The sequence below is a fragment of the Amycolatopsis mediterranei genome, assembly GCF_026017845.1.
GTDB lineage: Bacteria > Actinomycetota > Actinomycetes > Mycobacteriales > Pseudonocardiaceae > Amycolatopsis > Amycolatopsis mediterranei.
Genome location: NZ_CP100416.1, coordinates 7,470,929 through 7,494,825, shown reverse-complemented (window position 1 = coordinate 7,494,825; position 23,897 = coordinate 7,470,929). Strand labels below are relative to the sequence as shown.

27 protein-coding genes and 1 pseudogene are annotated in these 23,897 nt (G+C 70.7%); 9 read left to right on the top strand and 19 right to left on the bottom strand.

The window, feature by feature from the left end:
- Positions 1-2 precede the first annotated feature (2 nt).
- Genes ISP_RS33435 through ISP_RS33425 form a run of 3 tightly spaced genes read right to left on the bottom strand, consistent with a single transcriptional unit; the run spans position 3 to position 3,237 of the window.
- Positions 3-848, bottom strand: coding sequence for an SDR family NAD(P)-dependent oxidoreductase (locus tag ISP_RS33435; RefSeq protein ID WP_013228298.1), 846 nt, complete (start codon positions 846-848; stop codon positions 3-5).
- On the bottom strand, positions 845-2,290 hold the full coding sequence (locus tag ISP_RS33430) for a DHA2 family efflux MFS transporter permease subunit (protein ID WP_013228297.1): 1,446 nt from the start codon (positions 2,288-2,290) through the stop codon (positions 845-847). The genes ISP_RS33435 and ISP_RS33430 overlap by 4 nt, the downstream gene beginning before the upstream one ends.
- Positions 2,287-3,237: an alpha/beta hydrolase gene (locus ISP_RS33425; RefSeq protein WP_013228296.1), complete on the bottom strand. Its 951-nt coding sequence runs from the start codon at positions 3,235-3,237 to the stop codon at positions 2,287-2,289. Before ISP_RS33425 ends, ISP_RS33430 begins: the two co-directional genes overlap by 4 nt.
- Positions 3,238-3,562: 325 nt before the next feature.
- Between ISP_RS33425 and ISP_RS33420 the strand changes: the two genes are divergently transcribed.
- Both ISP_RS33420 and ISP_RS33415 read left to right on the top strand, forming a co-directional pair.
- Entirely contained in the window at positions 3,563-4,630 is a 1,068-nt protein-coding gene (locus ISP_RS33420; RefSeq protein ID WP_265049873.1) for an alpha/beta hydrolase, read from the top strand.
- A gap of 65 nt (positions 4,631-4,695) precedes the next feature.
- The gene (locus ISP_RS33415) at positions 4,696-5,346 is read left to right on the top strand and encodes a DJ-1/PfpI family protein (RefSeq protein ID WP_013228294.1); all 651 of its coding nucleotides are present in this window, start codon (positions 4,696-4,698) and stop codon (positions 5,344-5,346) included.
- Between the two features lie 107 nt (positions 5,347-5,453).
- On the opposite strand, the gene ISP_RS33410 is transcribed toward ISP_RS33415, so the two are convergent.
- From ISP_RS33410 to ISP_RS33400, 3 genes are read right to left on the bottom strand one after another with little or no spacing between them, the layout of a single operon-like run.
- Complete coding sequence (locus tag ISP_RS33410) at positions 5,454-5,975, bottom strand: cupin domain-containing protein (RefSeq protein WP_013228293.1); 522 nt, start codon at positions 5,973-5,975, stop codon at positions 5,454-5,456.
- Between the two features lie 28 nt (positions 5,976-6,003).
- Positions 6,004-6,876, bottom strand: a complete 873-nt coding sequence (locus ISP_RS33405; protein ID WP_013228292.1) for an SDR family oxidoreductase — start codon at positions 6,874-6,876, stop codon at positions 6,004-6,006.
- A 53-nt stretch (positions 6,877-6,929) separates the two neighbouring features.
- A complete protein-coding gene (locus ISP_RS33400; protein ID WP_013228291.1) occupies positions 6,930-7,775 on the bottom strand; it encodes an NmrA family NAD(P)-binding protein in 846 nt (281 codons plus the stop codon).
- A 79-nt stretch (positions 7,776-7,854) separates the two neighbouring features.
- Between ISP_RS33400 and ISP_RS33395 the strand changes: the two genes are divergently transcribed.
- The 3 genes from ISP_RS33395 to ISP_RS33385 all read left to right on the top strand — a co-directional run bounded on the left by ISP_RS33395 (position 7,855) and on the right by ISP_RS33385 (position 9,747).
- On the top strand, positions 7,855-8,490 hold the full coding sequence (locus tag ISP_RS33395) for a TetR/AcrR family transcriptional regulator (RefSeq protein WP_013228290.1): 636 nt from the start codon (positions 7,855-7,857) through the stop codon (positions 8,488-8,490).
- Positions 8,491-8,529: 39 nt separating this feature from the next.
- Positions 8,530-8,865 (top strand): LuxR C-terminal-related transcriptional regulator, encoded by a 336-nt coding sequence (locus ISP_RS33390; RefSeq protein ID WP_071831545.1) that lies wholly within the window; start codon positions 8,530-8,532, stop codon positions 8,863-8,865.
- 306 nt (positions 8,866-9,171) lie between these two features.
- Entirely contained in the window at positions 9,172-9,747 is a 576-nt protein-coding gene (locus tag ISP_RS33385) for a hypothetical protein (protein WP_235190553.1), read from the top strand.
- Between the two features lie 153 nt (positions 9,748-9,900).
- Here the strand turns inward: ISP_RS33385 and ISP_RS48400 are convergent, their stop codons facing one another.
- Together ISP_RS48400 and ISP_RS33380 are read right to left on the bottom strand one after the other, a co-directional pair.
- Positions 9,901-10,101: a chemotaxis protein CheB gene (locus ISP_RS48400; RefSeq protein WP_412152460.1), complete on the bottom strand. Its 201-nt coding sequence runs from the start codon at positions 10,099-10,101 to the stop codon at positions 9,901-9,903.
- Positions 10,092-10,490, bottom strand: a complete 399-nt coding sequence (locus ISP_RS33380) for a chemotaxis protein CheB (protein ID WP_014467472.1) — start codon at positions 10,488-10,490, stop codon at positions 10,092-10,094. Before ISP_RS33380 ends, ISP_RS48400 begins: the two co-directional genes overlap by 10 nt.
- A gap of 449 nt (positions 10,491-10,939) precedes the next feature.
- Between ISP_RS33380 and ISP_RS33375 the strand changes: the two genes are divergently transcribed.
- Positions 10,940-11,689 (top strand): hypothetical protein, encoded by a 750-nt coding sequence (locus ISP_RS33375; protein WP_013228287.1) that lies wholly within the window; start codon positions 10,940-10,942, stop codon positions 11,687-11,689.
- 214 nt (positions 11,690-11,903) lie between these two features.
- Here the strand turns inward: ISP_RS33375 and ISP_RS33370 are convergent, their stop codons facing one another.
- From ISP_RS33370 to ISP_RS33350, 5 genes are read right to left on the bottom strand one after another with little or no spacing between them, the layout of a single operon-like run.
- A complete protein-coding gene (locus tag ISP_RS33370; RefSeq protein WP_013228286.1) occupies positions 11,904-12,575 on the bottom strand; it encodes a response regulator in 672 nt (223 codons plus the stop codon).
- A complete protein-coding gene (locus ISP_RS33365; RefSeq protein ID WP_037373987.1) occupies positions 12,572-13,819 on the bottom strand; it encodes a sensor histidine kinase in 1,248 nt (415 codons plus the stop codon). The genes ISP_RS33370 and ISP_RS33365 overlap by 4 nt, the downstream gene beginning before the upstream one ends.
- Positions 13,820-13,840: 21 nt before the next feature.
- On the bottom strand, positions 13,841-14,689 hold the full coding sequence (locus ISP_RS33360) for an ABC transporter permease subunit (protein WP_014467471.1): 849 nt from the start codon (positions 14,687-14,689) through the stop codon (positions 13,841-13,843).
- Complete coding sequence (locus ISP_RS33355; protein WP_013228283.1) at positions 14,689-15,615, bottom strand: ABC transporter ATP-binding protein; 927 nt, start codon at positions 15,613-15,615, stop codon at positions 14,689-14,691. Before ISP_RS33355 ends, ISP_RS33360 begins: the two co-directional genes overlap by 1 nt.
- A gap of 37 nt (positions 15,616-15,652) precedes the next feature.
- Entirely contained in the window at positions 15,653-16,105 is a 453-nt protein-coding gene (locus tag ISP_RS33350; RefSeq protein WP_013228282.1) for a hypothetical protein, read from the bottom strand.
- 288 nt (positions 16,106-16,393) lie between these two features.
- Here ISP_RS33350 and ISP_RS33345 point away from each other — a divergent pair, with 288 nt between their 5' ends.
- Complete coding sequence (locus ISP_RS33345; RefSeq protein ID WP_013228281.1) at positions 16,394-18,025, top strand: alkaline phosphatase family protein; 1,632 nt, start codon at positions 16,394-16,396, stop codon at positions 18,023-18,025.
- A 49-nt stretch (positions 18,026-18,074) separates the two neighbouring features.
- Here ISP_RS33345 and ISP_RS33340 read toward each other — a convergent pair whose 3' ends face one another.
- The 5 genes from ISP_RS33340 to ISP_RS33320 all read right to left on the bottom strand — a co-directional run bounded on the left by ISP_RS33340 (position 18,075) and on the right by ISP_RS33320 (position 22,125).
- Positions 18,075-19,463: an RlpA-like double-psi beta-barrel domain-containing protein gene (locus ISP_RS33340; RefSeq protein WP_013228280.1), complete on the bottom strand. Its 1,389-nt coding sequence runs from the start codon at positions 19,461-19,463 to the stop codon at positions 18,075-18,077.
- A gap of 181 nt (positions 19,464-19,644) precedes the next feature.
- The gene (locus ISP_RS33335; protein WP_013228279.1) at positions 19,645-20,580 is read right to left on the bottom strand and encodes a M56 family metallopeptidase; all 936 of its coding nucleotides are present in this window, start codon (positions 20,578-20,580) and stop codon (positions 19,645-19,647) included.
- Positions 20,577-20,951: a BlaI/MecI/CopY family transcriptional regulator gene (locus ISP_RS33330; RefSeq protein WP_013228278.1), complete on the bottom strand. Its 375-nt coding sequence runs from the start codon at positions 20,949-20,951 to the stop codon at positions 20,577-20,579. Before ISP_RS33330 ends, ISP_RS33335 begins: the two co-directional genes overlap by 4 nt.
- 25 nt (positions 20,952-20,976) lie before the next feature.
- Positions 20,977-21,882: an undecaprenyl-diphosphate phosphatase gene (locus ISP_RS33325; RefSeq protein ID WP_013228277.1), complete on the bottom strand. Its 906-nt coding sequence runs from the start codon at positions 21,880-21,882 to the stop codon at positions 20,977-20,979.
- Positions 21,883-21,903: 21 nt separating this feature from the next.
- Positions 21,904-22,125, bottom strand: a complete 222-nt coding sequence (locus tag ISP_RS33320; RefSeq protein ID WP_014467470.1) for a ZIP family metal transporter — start codon at positions 22,123-22,125, stop codon at positions 21,904-21,906.
- 384 nt (positions 22,126-22,509) lie between these two features.
- On the opposite strand from ISP_RS33320, the gene ISP_RS33315 reads away from it, so the two are divergent.
- Both ISP_RS33315 and ISP_RS33310 read left to right on the top strand, forming a co-directional pair.
- The gene (locus tag ISP_RS33315) at positions 22,510-23,142 is read left to right on the top strand and encodes a DedA family protein (RefSeq protein ID WP_013228275.1); all 633 of its coding nucleotides are present in this window, start codon (positions 22,510-22,512) and stop codon (positions 23,140-23,142) included.
- A gap of 143 nt (positions 23,143-23,285) precedes the next feature.
- Complete coding sequence (locus tag ISP_RS33310; protein WP_230468478.1) at positions 23,286-23,726, top strand: hypothetical protein; 441 nt, start codon at positions 23,286-23,288, stop codon at positions 23,724-23,726.
- On the opposite strand, the pseudogene ISP_RS33305 reads toward ISP_RS33310, so the two are convergent.
- Positions 23,693-23,875 (bottom strand): annotated as a pseudogene (locus ISP_RS33305) (ABC transporter permease); the annotation flags it as partial. The gene ISP_RS33310 and the pseudogene ISP_RS33305 sit on opposite strands and share 34 nt — an antisense overlap.
- Positions 23,876-23,897 lie beyond the last annotated feature (22 nt).

The following is a 23,897-nucleotide window of genomic DNA, read 5'->3' as shown; positions in this document are numbered from 1 at the left end:
CGTCAGTTCTCCCGGGTGCTTTGCTCGAGGCGACGGCAGGCGTCGCGATAGACCGCCGACGCCAGTTGCGGATCGTCTGCGAGCGCCGAGGGCGTACCTGGGCGGTCACGGACGAAGTACGCCGCATTCGGGAACTCCGCCGATTCGGCGAGCGCGACGAGCGTCTTGGCTGCCGCGCGGGGCGAGCGCAGGAGCGGGCTCGCGACGTGTTTCAGGATCGTGCCCGTCCGGCCGAGGTAGCGGCCGAAGTCGCTGGCCACGAGCCCGGGGTGGACGTCGGCGATCTCGATGTCGGGATGCCGGCGCTGGTGCTCCCGGTGCAGCAGGAGGCTTGCCAGTTTCGCCCGGGCATAGCGCTGGTGCGGTCCGAGCCCGGTCACGCGATCGAGCTGGCTGCCCACGTCCTGGTGGTGCAGGACCGCTCCTCGGTGCGAGCGGGAGCTGGTGGCGACGATCCGCCCGCCGGTCAAGGCGGCGGTGAGCTCCCGGATGAGCAGGAACGGGGACAGCGCGTTGACCTGGTAGTTGAGCTCGTTGCCGTCCGCGGTCGGCGAGGTGTCCGCGAACGCACCCCCGGCGTTGCTGAGCAGCACATCGATCTTCTCCAGGTCCGCGGCGAGATCGACGGCGAGCCGGCGAACCTGTTCGAGGTCGGCGAAGTCGGCCACATGGCGGGCGACGGGACGGCCGGTTGTCGCGAGTGCGTCGGCGAGTCCGTCGGTACGAGCCCGGTTGCGCCCCACTATGACGACGCGGGCACCTCGTTCGGCGAGCTGTCTCGCGGCTTGGGCACCGATGCCGGACGAGGCGCCGGTGACGACGATGGTCTTGTTCCGAAGAGAGATCATGGGGCTTCCTGGGGATGAGCGATTTTCGCGGTTTCGCGCGTTGGGTGCCCTCGGACGAACGGAGCCAGTGCCACCAGAACCACGCCGATGGCCGTGGCGCAGAGGAAGGCGACGCGCAACCCCTTCGCGTCCGGCGTGTCACCGGCTGAGGCGAGTGTGGCGATCGTGACCGACGCGGCCGTGCCGAGTCCGGCCGCGACCTGCTGCATCGTGTTGAGGACCGCGCTCCCGTGCCCGTACAGGTGTTCCGGCAGCGCCGACAACGCCTCGGTGATCAGCGGCGTCATCAACAGTGACACGCCGATCATGAACAGAACGTGGGCGCCGATGGCGGTGGCCAGTGGGGTCCCTCCACCGAACGACGCGTACAACGCCAGAGCGACGGCGATCGCGATCGAGCCGGGGACGACGACCCGGCGGGCGCCGAACCGGTCGAACAGCGAGCCGGCGGGACGTCCGAGAATTCCCAGCACCAGCCCGCCGGGCAGCAGCGCCATTCCGGCGGCGAAGCTGCTGCGGCCCAGCACCGATTGGAGGTAGAGCGGAAGCAGCACGGTCCCGGTCACGATCAGCACCAGGAACATGAGCGCCGCGAGCACCAGTGCGACGGTGAACGCGCGGTCGGTGAGCGGGCGCAGGTCCAGCAGAGCCTGGTCCGTGCGTTGCAGGATCCGTTGCCGTGCCACGAACAGCGCCACCGCGCAGGCTCCGGCCGCAGCCGGCGCCCACACTTCGGGCCCGGCCGCTCGCGTTTCTCCGAGAACCGACAAGCCGTAGAGGATGCCGCCGAACCCGATGACGGACAGGGCGAGGCTGGAGATGTCGAGAGGGGCCTTGTGCAGGGGAGCTGGTGCGCGCACGACCCGCAGTCCCACCGCGAGTACGGCGAGCGCGAGCGGGAGGACGATCCAGAAGATCCAGCGCCAGCCGAGGCCGTCGACCACCGCGCCGCCGAGTGCGGGACCGAGCGCCGGTGCGACGGCGACCACGATCGTGGTCGCTCCCATCGTGGCACCGCGCCGGTGCGGGGGAACCAGCCGCATCACGGAGGTCATCAGGAGGGGCACCATCGTCGCGGTTCCGGCCGCCTGCACGATCCGCGCTGTCAGCAGGAAGGCGAAGCCCGGCGCGAGCGCACCGATCAGCGCGCCGGCGATGAACACCGTCAAGGAACCGATGAAGAGGCGCCGCACCGAGAACCGCTCGAGCAGGAAACCGGTGACCGGCAGAACCACCGCCATCGCCACGAAGTACCCGCTGATCACCCATTGCACCGTCGCGGCCGTCGCGTGCAGGTCGCGGGTGAGCGCCGGCACAGCGACGCTCAGCACTGTCTCGTTGAGGAACATCACGAACGCCGCGCCCACCAGTACACCGATCAGCGGTCCGGTGTGGACTTCAGGCGAATCGGGCGGCTTCACGTCCGTGGTCGTGGGGATCACAGGGCCTGCAACGCCAGCACGCGGCCGGCGGTGGCGCGGCGGCTGACGGCCGCTTCGGGGTCGAAGGTGTCGAACGCGTGCGGTACCGCGGGGTACTGGATCAGCTCGACCGGGACGCCGGCCCGGCCGAGCCGGTCGGCGTAGGTGATGTTCTCGTCGCGGAAGATGTCGAGCTGTCCGGTTTCGACGTACGCCGGCGGCAGGCCCCGCAGGTCCGTCGCCCGTGCGGGAGCGGCGTAGCCGGGAGTGTCGGGGCCGCCGGCCGCCTCGCCCAGCAGGCACCTCCAGCCGGTGCGGTTGTCCTCGACGGTCCAGGTCGCGATGCCCTCGAGGTCCGGCCGCGCGACGATCGTGCGGTCGTCGAGCATGGGGTGGATCAGGATCTGGGCAGCCACGGCGGGGGCGCCGCGATCGCGCGCGAGCAGCGCCACGCCGGCAGCGAGCCCGCCACCCGCGCTGTCTCCCATGACCGCGATGCGGTTCGGGTCGGCACCAAGGCCGGCAGCGTTGCCGGCGGCCCAGCGCACGGCCGCAAAGCAGTCCTCCACGGGGACCGGGTGGGGGTGCTCGGGTGCCAGCCGGTACCCGACCGACAGCAGCGGGATCCCGGAGAGCTCGGCGTAGGTGCGGCACCGCGCATCGTGGGTGTCGAGGCTGCCGAGGAACATGCCGCCACCGTGGAAGTAGACGGCCAGCGCCGGGGACCGGACCTCCGCGGGCCGGTACAGGCGCATCGGGATCGTGGCACCGTCCTCGGCGGTGGCCGCGCACGACGTGACGACGACGCCGTCGGGGACCGGCAGCAGGGCCGCCTGCGCGGCGATGGCCGCGCCGAACACCTCGCGCCGGCCGCGCCAGTCGCCGGGTGCCAGTGGCGGGATGGCCTTCATCGCCTCGTAGACCGGGGCCAGGGCGGCCGCGATCTCGACGTCCACGGCTACGGTCACTCGCCTTCTCCTTGTGCTGGTTGTTTCGGTTCGATGGGAAGTGCTCCAGGGCAGCGCGCACGGCCGGGGCCGGTCGATCGCCGGTGCCGGCGGGCACCGCGGCGGCGATGACGGCATCGGCCTCGTCGATCACGGCCTGTCCGGTCAGCCGCAGCCGACGGCCTTCCTCGGTCACGCGCAGCATCGCGGTGCGGCCCGGGAGCCGGAGCGCCGTTGTCCGCGCTCCGGTTCACGTCCTCGTCCACTGGCTGAGTGCGGTGATCATGAGTTACAGTCTGCCTGAAACTACGTTCCAGTCAAGCTGTAACTCGCAGGGTGGAGTGAAATGGTGAACGCGACCCGAGTTCCGCTGTCCGTGCGGGCGCAGGAAGCCGCGGTGGGGCTGCTGAGCCGGTTGCCGGCCGCGGTACGGGCACGGATGGCGGGTCCGGAGGTCGTCGTCGACGACACGCGGCTGGCCGTCGACGCCCGCTTGCTGATCCGGTCACTGGGGGACGGGAAGTCGGCGCTCGTGGTCGGCGACTCGCCGGAGCTGTCCCGGGCGGCGCGCGCGCGCCCCGCGCCGATGCTGCGAGCCGGCCGGCGCCCGTCGCGGGCGGTGGCCGCTTCCGACGTGCGTCTGCGCGGAGCGCAGGGGCTGCTGGAGGCGACGCTGTATGTCCCGGCGTCCGGTCGTGATCGTTCGGGTGCGCTGGTGTTCTTCCACGGCGGCGGCTGGGTGATCGGCAGCCGGGCCGGCTACGACCACGTGGGCCGGTTCCTGGCCGAGCGGACCGGCCACCGGGTGCTGTCCGTGGACTACCGGCTCGCGCCGGAAGACCCGTTCCCGGCGGCGGTGGACGACGCGCTCGCGGCTTTCGACGACACGGTCGCGCGCGCTCGCGAGTTCGGCGTCGACCCGGACCGGATCGTCGTCGGCGGGGACAGCGCGGGCGCCACCCTCGCCGCGGTGACCGCCCGTCGCGCCGCCGACCGCGGCGACGGCCCTGTCCCGGCGGGACAGTGGCTGCTGTATCCGGCCACTGACCTGGCAGCCCGGCATCCCTCGCGGGACCGGTTCGGCCAAGGGTTCCTGTTGACCGACGAGGACATCGCCTGGTTCCAGGACCACTACGTGCCCTCCGGGGCCGACCGGACCGATCCGCTCGTGTCGGTGCTCTACGGCACGGTCGCGGCGGCGACCCCGCCGGCTCATCTGGTCACCGCCGGGTTCGACCCGCTGCGCGACGAAGGTGAGCGGTACGCGGAGAAGCTGCGGGCGGCAGGCGTGCCGGTCGAGGCGGTGCGCGAAGCCGACCTGCCGCACGGTTTCCTGCCGTTCGTCTTTCTGGGGCCCCGCTTCGGCGAGGCCGTGTCCGAGAGCGCCAAGGCGCTCCAAAGGATGCTGGACTGACCTGCTTTCCGCTTTCCGTCCTTTGAGGACATTGCTTTTTGCCGGTAAACATGAGGAGTTGTGCCATGCACGTGCAGATCGCGCTCTACGACGGATTCGACCCCCTCGACGTCCTCGGTCCCTTCGAGGTCTTCCACTCCGCCGGCCTGTTTTCCGGCGGGCAGGTGACCACCGAGTTCGTCGCCGCCGAAGGAGCGCGGGAGGTGCCCAGCGGGTTCGCGTCCATCACGCTGACCGCCACGGCGGCACTGGATCCGCGGAAGAAGAGCGTGATCGTGGTTCCTGGGGCAGCCGGCGGCCTGTCCATGGACCCGGCCATCGAGGGCGGCATCGGCCGGCTGCTCGCGGCGGCGGGACGCAGCGAGCTGCCGAACCGGCTGCGCGAGGCCCTGGCCGGGCCGGACGCGGCCGTCGCGACCGTCTGCGGGGGCTCGATCCTGCTCGCTCACGCGGGTCTGGCCGACGGACGTCCGCTGGTGACCCACGAACGCGGCCGCGACCTCACGGGGACGAAGGCGGTTCCGGTCGAGGCCCGGATGGTCGACGACGGCAACCTGCTCAGCTCCGGCAACGTCACGTCCGGCATCGACCTGGCCCTGCACCTGGTCGAGCGCGAAGTCGGGCCGCGGGTGGCCCACGCGGTCGGCGAGCTGATCCGGCACGAGCGCCGGGGCACGGTCTGGAGCACCACCGGCGCTCCCGTGGTGGCCGCCTGAGCGGGTACCGGGGCACGCTTGTCGCCCGTCGGCCGGCCCAGGCGGGAACATCGCTGGGCCGGCCACAAGCCGGCGAGGGAACGGGTCGGGCCCACGCCGGGCCCGCCTCAGCGTTGGGGTGCGGTCCGGGCCCAGGTATTGGTGCTGAGGGACGACCAATAGTTGTCGAGCAGCCTGCCGAATGCGTCCGGGTCGGGCAGCTCGAGATCCTGCGGCGGCAACTCGCGGCGCTCGGCCGGTGTCGCGATGCCGGCGATGATCTGCTCGACGCCACCGGGTGCGTAACCGTTGAGCACGTGCGTCTCCTCGGTGGTCGTGAACCCGTGATCGGTGCCGCGGGGGATCCAGATGGAGTCCCCCGCTGTTGCGGTGAGCTTGCGCGCGCCCACCTGCATGTCCATCGAGCCGCTGAACACGAAGAACCACTCATCGACGTTGTGGACGTGCAGCGGCGGCCCGACTCCGGCCCGCATCCACTGTTCGAGGACCGAGAACGAGCCGCCGGTCTGGTGGACGTCGGCCAAGATCACCCACAGGGTGTCGTAGAACCAGTAGGCGGGCGCGTCGTCCTTGCCGGCGACGAAGGCGTCCCGGGGTGGGAACGTGGTGGCGGGGTGGGGTGACGACATCGCGGCTCCTGTCGGTTGCGGTGGGAAGTCAGTGGGTTGTGGTGCGCTGTGCGGCCGTGCGCACGACCTCGGCGAGAGGCGTCGCGGGACGGTCCAGCAGCCGCGCGAGGTCTTGGCTGTCGGTCGCCAGGTCACCGTGGGCGATGGAAACATCCAGCGCCGCGACGAACTCGGCGCTCCCTCGGTCGAGGCCGGCTTGCCGCAGGGAGGACTCGTACTCCTCGACCGGCAGGTCGCGGTAGACCACCGCGGTGCTGGTGACCTCGCTGATGACCCGGGCCAGCTCGGAGAGGTCGAAGGCCGGTCCGCCGAGTTCGTAGCTCCGGTTGCCCGGCTCGTCCTGCAGCAACGCCGTCACCGCGGCGCAGGCGTAGTCCCGGCGTGTCGCTGCGGAGATCCGGCCGCTGCCGGCGGCGCCGAGGATCTCGCCGTGCCGCAGGTATTCGCCGAGTTGACCGGTGTAGTTCTCGGTGTACCAGCCATTGCGCAAGAGCGTGAACGGGATACCGGCGTCGCGCAGCGCGCGCTCGGTTTCCTGATGCTCTTCGGCCAGCGGGTTGGTCGTGTCATCGGCGTTGAGCATGCTCGTGTAGACGACGCGCGACGTGCCCGTCGACCTGGCGGCCTCGATGACGTTGGTGTGGTGGATGACCCGCCGGCCCGGCTCGCTGCCGGAGACCAGCAGCAGCCGGTCGACGTCGGCCAGCGCGACGGCCAGGGACGACGGGCGGGAGTAGTCCCCCTCACGCACTTGCACTCCACGCTCGGCGAGATCGGCGGCCTTGCCCGGCGTGCGCACGACAGCGACGACGTCAGAGGCCCGCACTCCACGGCTCAACAGTTCCAGGACGGCGAAGCGTCCCAGCCGGCCTGATGCTCCGGTAACCGCGTAGATGGGCATGGTCTCCTCCTGGACGGGCTGTCGGACGGGTGTTCCGGCTCCGCTACGGGGCTTCACGAGAAGGCCGGGATGTGGTCGGTGACGAACTGTTCGAAGTCGCGGGCCGGCCGGCCGAGGATCGAGGGCACGTCGCCGGTGACGTAGTCGCAGTCGCCCTCGGCGAACAAGCCCACCGCTTGGGCGTTCATCGCGGCCAGGGCCGCCGGTACGCCGGCCTCGATCATGGCCTGCGTTTGTTCTTCGATCGTCAGCGGTTCGAACGCGATCGGCCGGCTGAGCACTTTCGAAAGCACCGCCGCGGCGTCCGCGAAGGACAGTGAGTCGGGGCCGGTCGGCCAGTAGGTCTTCCCGGCGTGCGAAGCCGGGGCGAGGGCGATTTCCGCGGCGACGGCGGCGACGTCCCGCGTGTCGATCATGCCGAGACGGCCGTCGCCGGCTGCCGAGCCGAAGCTGCTCTCCTTGGCGATCGACGGGGCCGACATGAAGAAGTTCTGCATGTAGGCGTTGTTGCGCAGCAACGTGTAGCCCAGCCCGGAGGCGATCAACCCGTTCTCGATCTCGGCTTGGCCGCGCCGCCGGGCGATCGGCGAGTCCGCCGATGCCTTGCTGGTGACCTTCACGACGTGCCGGACGCCGGCCCGGACCGCGCTGTCGACGACGTTCAGCTCCTGGGCGGGTATCGCCGGGCTGACCAGGACGACGGACGAAACTCCGCGCATCGCCGCGTCGATGGTCGCCGGAGCATCCAGGTCACCGGCGGCCACCTCCACCCCCGACCGCGCCAGAGCGGCGGCCTTCTCGAGGTTGCGTGCCAGGACCCGAACTCTTTCTCCTCGATCGGCGAGCAGTCGAGCCGCCTCCGCGCCCACCTTGCCCGCGGTCGTGATCAAGATCATCATGATGCTCCTCAGAAACTTGTAGCTGACTCTAAAAATAGTATACGCACGAAACTTGGAGCGTTGCTGGTAGTCTGCGGAGGTGTCGAGTCCGGGACTTCGTGAGCGCAAGAAGGCACGCACCCGCCGGCTCATCGCGGACACAGCGGCCCGCCTGTTCGCCGAGCACGGCTACGAACACGTGTCCGTCAGCGACGTGGCACGCGAGGCCGAAGTCGCCGAACAGACGGTCTACAACTATTTCGGGACCAAGGAACAGCTGGTCACCGACCGCGAGGAGCAGATCCGGCAACGGCTGTGCGATCTGGTCCGAGACCGGCCCGCCGGCACGAGCCCGGCGGCCGCCATCCGCGCCTTCGTCCTCGATTCCGTCGCCGGGATCCGCCGGATTCCGCCGGAGCTCTGGCGAGGCGAGCTCGGCCACCTGGCGGCCATCAGCCCGGCCGTCCACCGGCTGGCGCTGGAGCTGACCGACCGGCAGGCCGAAGCCATCGCCGAGGCCATCGCCGACACGACCACCGTCCCGCCGGAGATCGCCAAACTGCAGGGGATCGCGCTGGCCGGCGTGTTCCGGGTCATCATCGGCGAAGCCGGCCGGCGCACGCTCGAAGGCCAGAGTCAAGAGGCGATCGCCGACGGCCTGTATCCGATCATCGAAAACATCCTCGACGAACTCGACCACTGGCTCACCGCGCCGCGACCGCCGGCATCACCATGACGGCAGCGGCCGGAAACGGTCAAAGACCGAGTGCTGCGAGTGGAGGACTTCCTCGACGCCGTGCGGCGGGTCGCTGAAGGCCGGACCAACGCCGGAATCGCGAACCACCTGATCGTCGCCGAGCGAACCATCGAGACCCACATCCGGACGATCTTCCAGAAACTCGGCCTCACCGACAACGGCGACGGCCACCGCCGCGCTAATCCACCTCCACCAGCACGAACACACCACACATCCCCAAGCCTGACGAAAATGCGCATGCTGGTTGTTGCGGATCAGCAGTTTCATGCCGGTCGGCTCGGCCGGATACCCGCGTCGCCCTTGCTGTTCCGGTCGAATTCGGCGCTGCTGCGGGCCTTGACATTTCCGGGCTGAGGCCGGAGCGTCGTCCCCGTCTGATCGGCCGCCGGGTTCGCATGCCGCCACGCCGTCGGTGCGTCACGCCCGATCGTGCCCCGGAATGGCCGCGTACCAGCACTGTCGACGGATTGTCGACGGATTGTCGACGGCGGCTGACACCGTGACCGGAATGAGCGGCACAGCCGGCATGGGGGAGCCATCGTGCACGCACCTCTTCCTCAGCGCCGCTCCGCATTTCACCATCGCCGGGCAATATTCCACGATTCGGAGGATCCCGTGAGATTACGTAAACTTCCCACCGCAGCCGCTGCCGTCGGCGCGGTGACCTTGCTCAGCGCCGGAGTTTTGGCCACCGCACAGGCGGACGCCGCGGACAGCAGCATCACCTTCCCCATGGTTCGCTCCGGCGTGGCCGCCGGCGCCAACTGTCTCGGGGCGGCCGCCGCGAAGGTCCGGGTGGTGACGCACGGGCTGAACGAAACCATGACCCTGCGGGCGACCGGTCTGCCGGCCGACACCGGGTTCGACCTGTTCATCATCCAGGTGCCGAACGGGCCGTTCGGCGTGTCGTGGTACCAGAGTGACCTGCAATCCGGTGACGACGGCACCGCGTCGGTCACCGTGATCGGCCGGTTCAACGTCGAAACCTTCGCGGTGGCACCGAACACCGCACCGGCGCCGGTGGTCCACCCGCAGGACGCGGCGAGCAATCCGGCGTTCGCCCCGATCCACACCTTCCACGTCGGCTTCTGGTTCAACTCGCCCGCCGACGCCGTCAAGGCAGGCTGTCCCGGCACGGTCACGCCGTTCAACGGAGAACACAACGCCGGAGTGCAGGCCATGAGCACCCGCAACTTCGCCGATGACAACGGGCCGCTGCGCCAGCTCGTGTCCTGAGAAAACCCGAAGCCACGGCGGGGAACGCCACAACACGAGATCGACCGGCACGCGGCGAAGACGGAATTCGAAGCCGGCAAGCAGGGGCCCACAGCAGCACCAACGTGAGCGCGGGCAAGGTCGGCGTCCTCGATTTCGCGCCCGGCGATTCCATCATCGCCGACTGCCGGCACCGGGGCGCGACCGAGGGCGCCCACCGGCAGCACGCGGCCGGCGGCCCGCGCCCTGACGACCGCCCCGGGGCAGCCACGGGTGTTCGGCGGTTTCCTCGTCGTGGGCCAGCACGAGGCCGCCGGCCTCGTGGACCGCGTGTGTGCTCGCGGCGCCGTCGTGGCCCGCGCCGCTCAGCACCACGGCGAGCACCTGCGCGCGGAAGGAGTCGGCGACCGAGGCGGCAGTGCGTCGAGTGGGTGCTCGGCGGCGGTCCGCTCGGCCGGGTGCAGCGCGCACGACAGGTCGGGCCGGACGTTCAGGCGGGTTCGGGGCGGGCAGAGCGTCACCAGGACCGGGGCGGCCAGGCCACCCTGGGCCGCCCATTCCACCGGTAGCTCGGTGTGGCGCCCGAGGATCGCCGCCGGCCGGCTGGGCCGCGGGCCGAGGTGCTGGGCGTACACGATCGGAACCGGGAACGCAGCCGGCAGCTGCCCCAGAACCCGGCTGGCCGCGGCGATACCGCCGGCGGACGCGACGATCGCGACGACATCCACCGGGTAGGCGCGTTCGCCGGTCGCCGACGCGGGCACTCCCCCCAGCATGGCCCCGACCGGCGAGGACCGCAGCGCGGCCGGAACACGGAAACCTCCGCCCGGTGTCCAAGCGGCCTGCGCTGAGTCCGGCCTTGGTGGTGAAGCGAATCACCAGAACGCGGTGCCGAACCCGGATCGCCGCTACGAGCCGTCAGGCACCCGACGGGCCGCGAGTGGATTCTCATCACCGGGCATGAGTTGACGCACACGCCATGGACAGCCCGAATTGGCGATCATTCCCCGATGTTGGCTAAAGGCCAACAAATCTCGATATCGCAGCGTTACACAACGCGTCATATTCGCTCGAGAATCATCAGATCGAGTGAACCCTGTGGTGCTGCAACCAACGTGACCCGCCTCGGCGTACGTTCGAGTCCGTGCTCGGGTAGCTCGCGGGCCGGATCCCGAGCGCCTATGACATGTACGACGAAAGGTGAATAGCACTCGTGGACGGCGACAGCCCGCTCCGATGCGACCTGTCCGCGTTGCAGGGTGCCACGATCATCCGCCCGGCGGGCGTGCTGAGCATCCAGACCTATCCGCTGCTGCGGGACGCGATGCTCAAATGTGCGGCCGACCAGCCCCGCGCGGTGATCGTCGACCTCGACGCGCTCGAGATCACGCATGATTATCTGATCAGTGTGTTCGTCACGGTGTGGATGCGTGTCTCGGCCTGGTCGGCGGTATCCCTGGTTGTCGTCCCCGGTCCGGCGCACGCAGCGGCGTTCGACCATGGTCCGGCGCATCGGTTCCTCACCGTGCGGTCGACGGTGCTCGACGCGCTGGAACAGCTGGAAGAGCCGGCGCCGCGGCAGCGCACCGAGCTGTGGCTGCCGCCCTCGGCGTTGAGTGTCCGTGCAGCGCAACGATTCGTCACCGACACCTGTGACAACTGGAAGGTCGACACGCTGACTCCGCACGCGGTCGCGGTGGCCAGCGAACTCGTGGCCAACACCGCCCGGCACACCACCTCACCCGCCCGCCTGCGTCTGGAGCTGCGGCGCCGCCGCCTCACGGTCGCCGTCGCCGACGATGACCCACGACCGGTGGCGCTGCCTCACCCGGCCGGTGACCTCGCCGAACCCCGCGGCGGGCTGCACCTCGTTACTCAGCTGGCACACGCATCCGGATGTTCGCGCAGGCAGTCCGGCGGCAAGGTCGTCTGGGCGGTCCTGCGGATCCCGTCGAATCCATGATGACCGTGGTGTGGGCTGTGGGGTTCCAGAGGTCGGTTCACGGACCTGCGGCGATGGGCACCTTCAAGGGCAGGACATGATCGCCGGCCATGGTGCTGCGGTTGCTCTGTCCGATCTTCCTTTCGCCCCAGAGAATCTTGCGATCCGCTTGCTTGCCTGCGCGCCCGGACGGCGGAGGTGACCTTTCCGGTCCGTCATCCGCCGGGCGGAGCTGTCAGGTGGGCCGGACCAGGCCGATGTCGTAGGCCAGGACGACGGCTTGGACCCGGTCGCGTAGTTCGAGTTTGTTGAGGATGCGCCCGACGTGGGTCTTCACGGTCCCTTCCGACAGCACGAGTTCTTCGGCGATCTCGGCGTTGGAGAGGCCGCGGGCGAGTTTGGTGAGGACTTCGAGTTCGCGTTCGGTGAGCCGTTCCAGACCGTGTCCGGTCGTCGGAGTATTGCCGGTCGGGGTGGTGTCGGGGATCCGGTCGGCCATGGCATCCAAGAGCCGGCGGGTGACGCTGGGGGCGACGACCGCGTCGCCGCCGGCGACGGCCCGGATTGCGGAGATCAGGTCTTCGGGTGGGACGTTCTTGAGCAGGAAGCCGCTCGCGCCTGCTTTGAGGCCGGGGAAGGCGTATTCGTCGATGTCGAAGGTGGTCAGGATCAGCACTCGCGAGCGGGGGTGCGAACGGACGATTTCCCGGGTGGCCTCGATCCCGTCCATGCCGGGCATGCGGACGTCCATCACGACGACGTCCGGGTCGAGCTCGGCGGTGCGGCTGATCGCGGCCGCGCCGTCGGCGGCTTCTCCTACCACGGTGAAGTCCGGCTGAGACTCCAGGACCAGCCGGAAACCCAGCCGCAGCAGGGGTTCGTCGTCGACGAGGAGGATGCTGATCACGCGCTGACCGCCGTGCCGGTGTCGCCGGGGACGCGTCCGGGTTCGAGCCGGGCGGTCACTCGCCAGCCGCCGCCGGGGCGGGGGCCGGCGGTGACGTCGCCGCCGAAGACGGCGACGCGTTCGCGCATGCCGCTCAGCCCGTGCCCGGCGGCTGGGCCGGTCGCGCTGCTGGCGCCGTCGTCGTCGATCTCAAGGGTGACGGCGGGATGGGTGTAGGTCAGGCGGATGTGCGCGCCCGAGGGCCGGACGGCGTGTTTGAGCACGTTGGTGAGGGCTTCCTGGGCGACGCGGTAGAGCGCGAGCCCGGCGGTGGGGGAGAGCGGGAACCGCTCGCCGGCGATCGTCCACGAGGTCGGCAGGCCGGCCGTGCGGACCTGGGTGACGAGGTCGTCGATCTGGGCGACACCGGGCTGCGGGGTGCGGGGAGTTTCGTCGCCGTTGTTGTTGCGCAGCACGCCGAGGAGCCGGTGCATCTCGTCGAGCGCCTGCCGGCCGGTCGCGGAGACGTGCAGGGACGCGGTTTCGGCGGCGCCTGCGTCGGTCCGTGCGGCGTAGGCGGCGCCGTCGGCCAGGGCGATCATCACCGAGAGGTTGTGCGCGACGATGTCGTGCATCTCCCGGGCGATGATCGCCCGCTCGCGCGCGGCCGCGATCTGGGCCTGCTGGTCGCGGTCGCGTTCGGCTCGCAGGGCCCGGTCCCGCAGCGACGCCAGGTAGACCCGGCGCATCCGGACGTTCACCCCGAGCACGAACGCGGCGACGACCATGGCGGCGGTGAACACGAACCGGGCGAGGGACTCGGCGAACTCGTCGTTCGGGAAGACGACGGCCGCGATGAACACGCCGAGCACGGCCAGCGCGGTCAAGGCCGGCCGCCGCCGGGAGTAGCTCCCGACGGTGTAGACGGCGACGAGCACGGCGATCACGGTCGGCGGGAACGTCGGCCCGAAAGACCCTTGGACCAGGGCGAACGTACACGCCGCGGCCAGGGTCGACAGCGGGTAGCGCCGACGGAAGGCCAGCGTGGACACCAGCAGGACGCCCGTCCCGAACAGCAGCGGACGAGCCGCCGGCGCCACCCCGCGGTGCTCGATGGTCAGCGCCAGCGGCAGCAACGCGCACGCCAGCAGCACGTCGGTCGCCGCGGGGTGAGCGCGGGCCCAGGCGCGCAGCCGTTCGGCGCCGGGCCACCCGCTGACCAGGCCGTGTTCGGAGACCGGCCACGACGGGCCCGCGTCACTCACCCCGCCATCATCCCCCACCGCTCAGGCGTCGCGGCGCTCGAGCAGGACGACCGCGGCCACGAGGGCGACGGCGACGTAGGCGCAGAACACCGCGAAGCCGGTCCACGGCGCGAGCATGGCCGAGTCCGGGTGGACGGTGATCAGGGCCTGTCCGGCGTTGCTCGGCAGGTACGGCACGATGTGCGGGGCCCAGCTGTCCGGCAGCGCCTCGCCGATCCCCGGCAGCACCAGCAGCAGGCCGAAGAGGGTGGCGATGGCGCCGGCGGTGTGCCGGATCAGCCAGCCGAGCGCGACGCCGAGCATGCCCACCACGGTCAGGTAGAGGCCCACGCCGAACACCGCCCGGAACACCCCGGGCGCCGACAGCGTCGTCTCGATGTGCTGGGAGCTCAGGAACGCCTGCCCGCCGAGGAACGCGGCGAACGAGCTGACCGTGCCCACCACGAACGACACGACCGCGAAGATGACCAGCTTGGCCCAGAGCACCGGGGTCCGCGTCGGGACGGCGGAGAAGGTCGCCCGGATCATCCCGGTGCCGTACTCGCCGGAGACGACGAGCACGCCCAGCACGCCGATCACCAGCTGGGCCAGGACGTAGCCGCGGATGCTGACGTCGGTCGGGTCGAAGCGCAGCTTGGCCTGGGGCCGCATGACCGGCCAGCGGCTCGCGTCGGCGGCGGAGAAGATCCAGCCGAGCGCGATCATCCCGACCACGGTCACGGCGACCGCCAGCGGGGACGAGCGGACCGAGCGGAACTTCAGCCATTCGGAACGAAGGACCCGGACCGGGGTGACCTTGAGGTCGTCCGGCAGGGGCACCTGGGGCGACGGCGCGCCGCCGGTCGTGGCCGGGGCGGTGGTGGTCGTCATCACGCGGACCTTTCCTGAGCGGCCGGGGCGACCCGGTATTCGAGGGCGTCTTCGGTGAGCTCCATGAACGCCTCTTCCAGCGACGCCTGGACCGGCGTCAGCTCTTCGAGGGGGACGGCTTCGCGGCAGGCGACACGGCCGATCTCGGCGCCGTCGAGGCCGCTGACCTCGAGCAGGCCCGGTGCCAGGTCGGTGACCCCGATCCCGGGCCCGCTGAGCAGGTCCCGCAGCCGCGTGGCCTCCGGGGTGCGCACCCGCACCACCCGGCTCGACGCGCGGCGGATGAATTCCTCGACCGAGGTGTCGGCGATGAGCTTGCCCTTGCCGATCACGATCAGGTGCTCGGCGGTCAGGGCCATCTCGCTCATCAAGTGGGAGGAGACGAACACGGTGCGGCCCTCGGCGGCCAGGCCGCGCAGCAGGTTCCGGATCCACAGGATGCCCTGCGGGTCGAGCCCGTTGACCGGCTCGTCGAGCACCAGGGTCGCCGGATCGCCGAGCAGGGCGGCGGCGACGCCGAGGCGCTGGCCCATGCCGAGGGAGAACCCGCCGACGCGCTTGCGGGCGACGTCGTTCAGTCCGACGAGTTCGATGACCTCGTCGACGCGCCGACGTGGGATGCCCGTGCTCAGCGCGAGGGCCAGCAGGTGGTTGTAGGCGGATCGTCCGGTGTGGACGGCTTTCGCCTCCAGCAGCGCGCCGACCTCGTGCAGCGGCGCGGCGTGGCGGCGGTAGGCCTTGCCGTTGACCGTGACCGTGCCGGACGTGGGCGCGTCCAAGCCCATGATCATCCGGATCGTGGTGGACTTCCCGGCGCCGTTCGGGCCGAGGAACCCGGTCACCACGCCGGGTTTCACCGTGAAGGTGAGGTCGTCGACGGCGGTCTTCCCACCGTAGCGTTTGGACACCGCGCGTGCTTCGATCATGGGCGTACTCGTCCTTCCGGCGTTGAGTGGCCGAACCCTACGGCCGGCCGCGCACCGGGTCGACTGCCTGACGGACGATCTGTGCGCGACTGGTGTGCGACTTCCGGCGTAGCGCGTACGCCGGAAGTCGCACAGGCGCGACGTCGGCGGAGAACGTCTTGACCTCGAGAAGCTGCTTCACGCTTACCAAGCCGGGCTCGGCACCCCCGAGGGCCGTTTCCAGGCGCCCGCAGGCGAGCGTCGCGGCGCGGGCGGCCAGGCCGGCGCCCCAGCCGGTGCCGAGCGCGGTCAGCGTCCAGTCCCAGCTGCGCGGCAGGACTTCGAGCTGCCGGTGGTAGAAGTCGCACAGCCGCCGGCCGAGGGAACCCGGCAGGAAGTCCAGGAAGTCGAGGACTTCGACGTCGTGGCCGGTCAGCCGGTCGGCCAGGGCGTACGCCGCTCCGTCGTGCCCGGCGCCGACACGCGCCGAGACGATCACGATGCGCGTCATCTATCCACTCCGTTCTACGACAGGCCCGTAGAAGTTCTACACTTCCGTAGTTTAAGGTGGGGTAACGGGCTCGCGAGGCAATTGCCCATCGCGGCCGAGATGGCCGGGTCTTTGTCCGAAATGGACGAATGGCGACCCGGTCTGCCGTTGTGCGCCAATGTGACCGTCCACAGTGGATAACGGTGGCGGACGTGTTCACCAGCTGTTCGCGTCGGCGCCTTCTCGTGGCCGGATCGGTGGCGTGGGATGCCGGGGACGCCCCGACCGGGGCGTGCCGAGGAGGAAACCTTGTCCCCGAACCGGATCCGCATCCCGGCCGCGCTCGCCGCGCTGGGCCTGCTCACCGCCGTCCCCGTCGCGTCGGCGTCGGACGGCCACCCCGGCACCCGCCACGTCCTGCTCATCTCCGTCGACGGTCTGCACCAGACCGACCTCGCCGCCTACGTCGCCCGGCACCCGCACTCGGCGCTGGCCGGCGTGGTCGCCCGCGGAACGGAGTACACGGCCGCGCGCACGCCGGTGCCCTCCGATTCGTTCCCCGGCCTGATCGGACAGCTCACCGGCGGCGACCCGGCGGCCACCGGCATCTACTACGACGCCACCTACAACCACGGCCTGCTGCCGGCCGGGACGACGTCCTGCGCCGGAGTGACGCCGGGAGCCCCGGTCGACCTCACCGAGGACCTCGACCGCGACCAGACCCGGCTCGACGCCGGGCAGGGCCTGTCCGGGCTGCCCGGTTCCGTGCTCGGCATGACCGGTGTGCCGCAGACACTGCTGAACCAGGCCGGGCTGCCGGTCGACCCGCGCACCTGCCGCCCGGTGCAGCCGCACGAATACCTGAAGGTCAACACCGTTTTCGAGGTGGCTCGCCAGGCCGGACTGCGCACGGCGTGGTCGGACAAGCACCCGGCCTACGAAATCCTCAACGGCCCGTCCGGCACCGGCGTCCAGGACCTGTTCACCCCCGAGATCAACAGCACCGGGCCGGCCGGCGCCGGCGACTGGACCACCGACAACGCCGCCACCCAGCAGTACGACGGCTACAAGGCACAGGCTGTCCTGAACGAGATCGACGGCTTCGACCACAGCCGCACGCGCCGCAGCGGTACCCCGGCGGTGTTCGGGCTCAACTTCCAGTCGGTGTCCACCGCGCAGAAGCTGCCGAAGTCGGGCGGGCAGGCCGGTGGCTACCTGCCCGGCGGCACGGTGCCCGGACCGGTGCTGACCTCGGCACTGGACTTCGTCGACGGCCGGATCGGCGCGTTCGTCGCCGAGCTGCGGCGGCAGCACCTCGACCGCTCCACGACGATCATCCTGTCGGCCAAGCACGGCCAGTCGCCGACCGACCCGAGCGCGCTGACCCGCGTCGCCGACGGCAAGCTGCTCGACGGGCTGAACGCCGCCTGGCAGGCCGGACACCCCGGCACCGGCGACCTGGTGGCCGCCTCGGCCGACGACGACGCGATGCTGCTCTGGCTGACCGACCGCTCGCCGGCGGCCGCGGCCTTCGCCAAGCAGTACCTGCTGGCGCAGAACGGAACCGGCACCGACAGCACCGGCGCGGCCAAGGCGTTCACCCGCTCCGGCCTGCAAACGGTGTACGCGGGCGCGGACGCGGCCCGGTACTTCGGCGTGCGGCCCGGTGACACGCGGGTGCCGGACCTGTTCGGCGTCACCCAGTACGGCGTCGTCTACACCGGTGGTACCAAGAAGATCGCCGAACACGGCGGCGTCGCGCCGGACGACCGGGCGGTCCCGCTCGTCGTGAGCGGCCCGGACCGCGACGCACGGACCGTCACCGGGCCGGTGACGACAACGCAGATCGCACCGACGATCCTGCGTCTGCTCGGGCTGGACCCCCGGGCGCTGCAGGCGGTCCGCCAGGAAGGCACGCGGGTGCTGCCCGGCATCGGCTGACGGCCGGGGGTGTGCGCCGACGTCGTCGACGCACACCCCGCCGAGATCGTCAGCCGACCTTTTCGACCTTCGCGTTGCGGACGAGCTGCTTGCCCGCCTGGTGGATCTTGGCGAACGCGGAGTTGTTCAGCAGCACGCAGCTGCCGGACGTCGAGGTCACCGGCACCGTGACGGACTTCGCGTTGTCCAGGTTCGTCACCTTGAGCATGGTGCCGACCGGGAACTGGTCGCTGGAGGCCGCGGGCGAGCCACCTTCGCCGGAGAGGGTGACGGTCGAGCCGGGGCAGACCACGTCACCGGCTGCCGCGCCCTGGGCGTCGGCGGCCTGGGTGCCAGTGGCCTGGGTGTCGGCGGCCTGAGTGCCCGTCGCTTGGGCGTTGCCGGTGGCAGCTGCGGCGACGCAGTCCGCCGCGACGGCTGCCGCCTGATCAGCCGCCTGCTGGCCGGCCTTGTTCTTGGCCTTCGCCTTGTTCTTGGCTTTCCCCTTCTGCTCGGCGGTGCCGTTCTGGCCGGTGGCCGTGCCTTGCTGGTCGGCCGCTGCCTTCGGGGCGGCCTGCGCGACGCACTGCAGGATGGCCGCGCAGTCCTGGCCGGCGGCCGCGTCCTGGGCCGCCATATTTTGCTGCGTGGCCGCGTTCGGGTCGGCCATGCCGTTCTGGTGGGCCATGCCGTTCTGCATGCTGCTCTGGTTGCCCATGCCGTTTTGGCCGGTCGCGCCGGCTTGGCCGGTCATTGCGTTCTGGGTCGCCATGCCGTTGGCGTCGGCCGCCCCGGCTTCTTGGGCCAGACACTGCTGGACGACCGCGCAGGCCTGGTCTGCGGCCGCGGCCTGGTCGGCTGCGCCGGCCTGGCCTGCCATGTCCTGCTGGCCGGCCATGCCGTTTTGGCCGTTCATGTTGTTTTGGTGAGCCATGCCGTTCTCGGCGGCGCCATTCTGATCGGCCATGCCGTTCTGCGCTGCGCCGTTCTGGTCCGTTGCCTCGGCTTGGCCCATCGCCCCCTGCTGGTTGGCCATGCCGTTGTCGTTGGCCATGCCGTTCTGGTTCGCCATTCCGTTCTGGGCTGCGTTCTTCTGGTCGGCCGCCACGGTGCCGTCGGCCGCTCCGGCCACCGCCGCGCACTCGACCGCCGCCTTGGCGGCCGCGACCTTCCCCTGACAGCCAGCGGCCTGGCGCCGCTGCTGGATCTGGTCCACCACCGCCTTGCGGTTGGCGATGCGGGCCGCGGACTGCGCGTCCGGCGCCATCTGCTGGCTCGCGATGAAACCGAGGTTGTTCTGCAGCGCCGTGTCCAGACCGGAGCAGCTCTCCGTCGCCGCGTTGCTCGCCGGGCTGCTCAGGGCGATCGCCGTGGCGGTCACCCCTGCGATACCCAGCAGGGCGACGAGTCCGATCGTCGCCGGTTTGCGGTGCCGTCCGGACGTACGCAAGTGGGGCATCAGCCCCTCCTCTCAGGTCGCCACCTCACCACGGCACACGGCGGATGACCCTGAGGGGTTCAGGCAGATTCACCTTTGTCGAGAATTCGGCCGAATATGTCAGCATCCATTGTGGACAAGATTATCGCGAGGTTGGCGACAGTCGGGAAATGGCAAGGATCCGCTGAACGCCGCTCGGGTTCTAGCGGTCTGATCCCGCGTGGTCGGCCTGGGCCAGTTCGATGCCGTCGTGCAGGTCGGCTGCGCTGTCGAGGGCCGTCTGGGCCGAAAGACCCGCGACGCCGAGGACCAGCGCGCACAGCAGCGCCACCGGCGTCCGGCCCGTAGTTCGCGTCGCGGGCGGGGTGAGCAGCGCGGACACCCGCCGGGGGACCGGGCCGCCGGTCGCGGCGAGGGCGAACCCGCGGTGCGGGCGGGCGGCGAGCGCGGCTTTGGCCACGGCGTGCGCGACCACCGTGCGATCGCCGACCCGGTGGGCCGCGGCTTCGTCCGCCCAGCGTTCGAGGGCGAACCCGGCAGCCGCGCTCAGCGGCCGCAGCAGCGGGTTGAGCGTCGAGGACAGGGTCAGCGCGATGAGGAAGACGTGGTGGCGGAAGGCCAGGTGCGCGCGTTCGTGGGCGAGCAGCGCACACCGCTCGCGCGGGCTCAACGCGGCGAGCATGCCGCTGGAGACAGCGATGCGGCCCCCGCGGCCGGGCACGGCGAACGCCACCGCTTCCTCGCCCGGCAGGATCACCATCCCGCCCTCCGCGCTGTGCTCGTCGAGCTCTCGCGACAGCCGCCGGGCCCAGCGCGCGTACCGGACGGTCGTGCGCACCAGCAGGACGGTGAGGACGGCCAGCGCCACGCCGCCACCGATCGAGGCGGGCACGTCGATGTCGCTATGCGCGCGCAAGGCCTCGGGCGACCAGTGGCCGGCGTCGGCGAAGGCGGGAAGCAGCGACAGCCCGGAGAACGCCAGCAGTGCGAGAGCCGCGGTGCTGCCGGCGGCGAGCACCAGGGCGGCGCCGGTGAGCAACCAGCTCGCCACCTGTGGCGGCAGGCGAGGAGCGACCAGCCGTGCCACCGGCCACGCCAGCAGGGGCAGCAGCAGCGGAATCAGCGTGTCCGTGGTCACCTCGGGCGGCCTTTCCCCCGCAACAGGTCCCGCAGAACCGCTTCATCCGATTCGGACAGCTGCGTCACGAACCGGGCCAGGACGCTGTCGCGGTCGGGCTCGTTGTCGAGGACCTTCGTCATCTTCCGGGCGGCCAGCCCGGCTTCGTCGTCGACGGCGTGATAGCGGAAGGACCGGCCGTGCTTCTCGCGCGATGCGACACCCTTGTCGTGCAGCCGGGTCAGGATCGTCACGACCGTCGTGTAGGCGAGTTCGTCCTCGAGGCGGGCTTGGACGTCGGTGGGGGACAGGGGTTCGTCCGCGCTCCACAGCACGCTCAGCACCTCGGCCTCGAGGGCGCCGGGCGCGCGCCGCGCCGATTCCTTCCGCATGTCCCGAATCTACACCGCTGTCGTATCAGCGGAGGGTGAGCACGGCCAGGGCACCCGCTCCGGCGAGCACGCAGTAGATCGCGAACGGCGTCAGCGTCCGTGTGTGGAAGTAGCGGGTGAGGAACCGGACCGCGAGGTAGGCGCTGATGAACGACGCGGCACTGCCGGCGAGGACTTGGCCGTGGATGCCGGTGCCGAGCGGGCCGAAGAGGTCGGGGATCTTCAGCACCCCGGCCGCGAGGATCACGGGCGTGGCCAGCAGGAAGGAGAAGCGGGCGGCGTCTTCGTGCGACAGCCCGCGCAGCAGCCCGGCGACCATCGTGACGCCGGAGCGGCTGATGCCGGGCAGCAGCGCCAGCACCTGCGCGGTGCCGATCAGCGTGCCGCGGCCGAACGACATCCGGGACAGCCGTTCGTCGGCCGCGGCGTCCGTGTCGGCGGCCGCGCCGGGTGCGTCGGCCGGGACAGGGGTCGCGTTCGCCCGGCGGCGCAGCAGTTCGCCGCCGTAGAGCACCACGCCGTTGGCGATCAGGAACGCCGCGGCCGGGATCGGCTTGCCCAGCGTGGTCCGGAACAGGTGTTCCAGCAGGAGCCCGGTGACCCCGACCGGGATGGTCGCGAGCACGATGAGCCAGGCGAGCCGCTCGGCCGGTGTGTCGACCCGGCGGTGCCGGATCGAGCTGAAGAACCCGCCGATGATCCGGACCCAGTCCCGGCGGAAGAACAGCAGCAGCGCGGCGGCGGTCGCCACGTGCAGCCCGACGATGAACGCCAGGTACGGCGACTCGGGAGCCGACACGTCCAGGTCCTTCGCCCACTGGCCCCCGACGACGGCGGGGATCAGCACGGAGTGGCCGAGGCTGGAGACCGGGAACAGCTCGGTGACGCCCTGGAAGGCGCCGACGACGATCGCTTCGAAGTAGTCCAGCACGATGCCTTCCCGAGGTTTGTTCTACGTGTATGTAGAAACACTACCGGACGGGAGGAGGGCCTCCTGCTGGGTCAAGACCGCCGCGGCTTGGCCGGCGGCGATGCCGAAGCCTTCGGTGGCGTCGTGCAATCCGAATCCGATCACCAGCAGCAGTGCCAGGCTCAGGTCGCCTGCGGCGGCGGAACTGCCGATGGCGAGGCCCTCGGCGAAGTTGTGCAGGCCGATTCCGGCGGCGATCGTCAACGCCAGCCGTGCGGCGGGTGCAGCCGTCGTGGAAGCGTCCAGCTCGCCGACCGTCGCGGCTCCGGGACCGGGCCGGCGTCGCGGCCGGTCCCTCAAATAGGTGAGGCGAACCTCATTATGCCGAGAAGTTCTTTCCGGGCAAGGTTGGCGAATGGCTAAAATTCCTTCGGAAACAGGTAAAACCGGCCTTTTGCGGTTGACGGTGGGGAGTCGCCCGACGTGTCGACTGTTGTGGGGCGGGCAGTCACGATGGCGCACGGGCCGGTCCGGTGTCGTCGGCCGGCACCGGCCGGGTGGATGCCGAAGACAACACGGGTGTAGAACTACTACTAAGTTGTAGAAGTGATGGCCTGGCTCCCACGCCGGCGGAAGGCGGTCCCTCCGATGAACCCGTTGAGCGCGACGTCGTGGTTGTCGAGCCTCGGCACAGCGGGCGTGTTCCTCGTCCTCTTCGCCGAGACCGGCCTGTTGATCGGATTCTTCCTGCCCGGCGACTCCCTGCTGTTCACCGCCGGCCTGTTCTGCACCACCAGCGCCACCGCCGCCGTCCACCTGTCGCTGCCCGCCGTGTTGATCGCCGCCGTCGCCGGAGCGCTTCTCGGCGCGCAGACGGGCTTCCTCATCGGCCGGCGCGGTGGCCGTGCGCTCCTCGCCAAGACCCGGAATCCGCACCTGCACCGCGGTCTGGTCAGAGCCGAAGAACTCTTCAGCCGCTACGGCCACGCCAAGGCCATCGTCCTCGCCCGGTTCGTCCCGGTGGTCCGCACGGTCCTGAACCCGCTCGCCGGCATCCTCGAAGCGCCCGCTCGGACCTTCACGATGTGGCAGGTCATCGGCGGGCTGCTCTGGTCGCTCGGCGTCACGATCGCCGGGTACGTGCTCGGCTCGAGCATTCCGGGTATCGACCAGTACCTGCTTCCCGTCGTCGCGCTCGTCGTCATCGTCTCGCTCATCCCGCTCGGTCTCGAACTCCTCCGGGACCGCAAGCGGCGCACCGAAACGGACCGGCGTTCTTAGCTGTTCGCCAGCAAGACGATTCACTGGTTCGAACCCGGACGTCGTCACCGTGAAACATGGTCGACGCAGCCGCACAGCCCCGGAACCCGCAGCTGTCCCGCCCACCCGTCAAGCGTTCGCGAAGGCGCCTCCGTCGGGTGGTCGTGGTCTTCCTTCTCCTCATCACCTATCCCGCCATCACCTACGTTCAGGCGCTCACCGCTCCCGGAGCGGCCACCTTCACCGCGCGGACCGCGGACTGGGCGCGGCAGATGGGTGCCGGCCCGATCGTCAACGCGCTCGAAAACCGGTACTACACCAGGCACCCGCCGGCCAACAGCGCACCGAGTGCCGACGCTCTGCCTGTTCCGGTACCCGGCCCGCCGGGTGCGGCGGAAACCGCCCGCGATCCCACCCGCGACACGGGGAACTCGCCCGCCCGGTTGGCGGCTTTGCCAGGCGCGTTGCCCGGCGAAGGCGTTTGGGTGCCTGGTGCCCGGGCGGCCGGCGGGCAGCCCGCCGATTACACGACGTTCCTCAGCCCGGATCTCGACCACGCGAGCGTGGTGGCCGGCCCGGCGCCACCGAGCAGCACGCCGACGTAAGCGCCGGGGAGGGTCACCAGCCCGACCGTGCGGGTCTGGTTCAGAGCCGGGATCAGCGCGTGCCCGGCGGACGGGCGGCAGATCTCCAGTGCGGCCGGGCGCGGCAGGAAGCCGAGCGCAAGCGCGGCTTCGTACTCGCCGTGGCGGGCCCGATTGTGCCGTGGTCGCCGG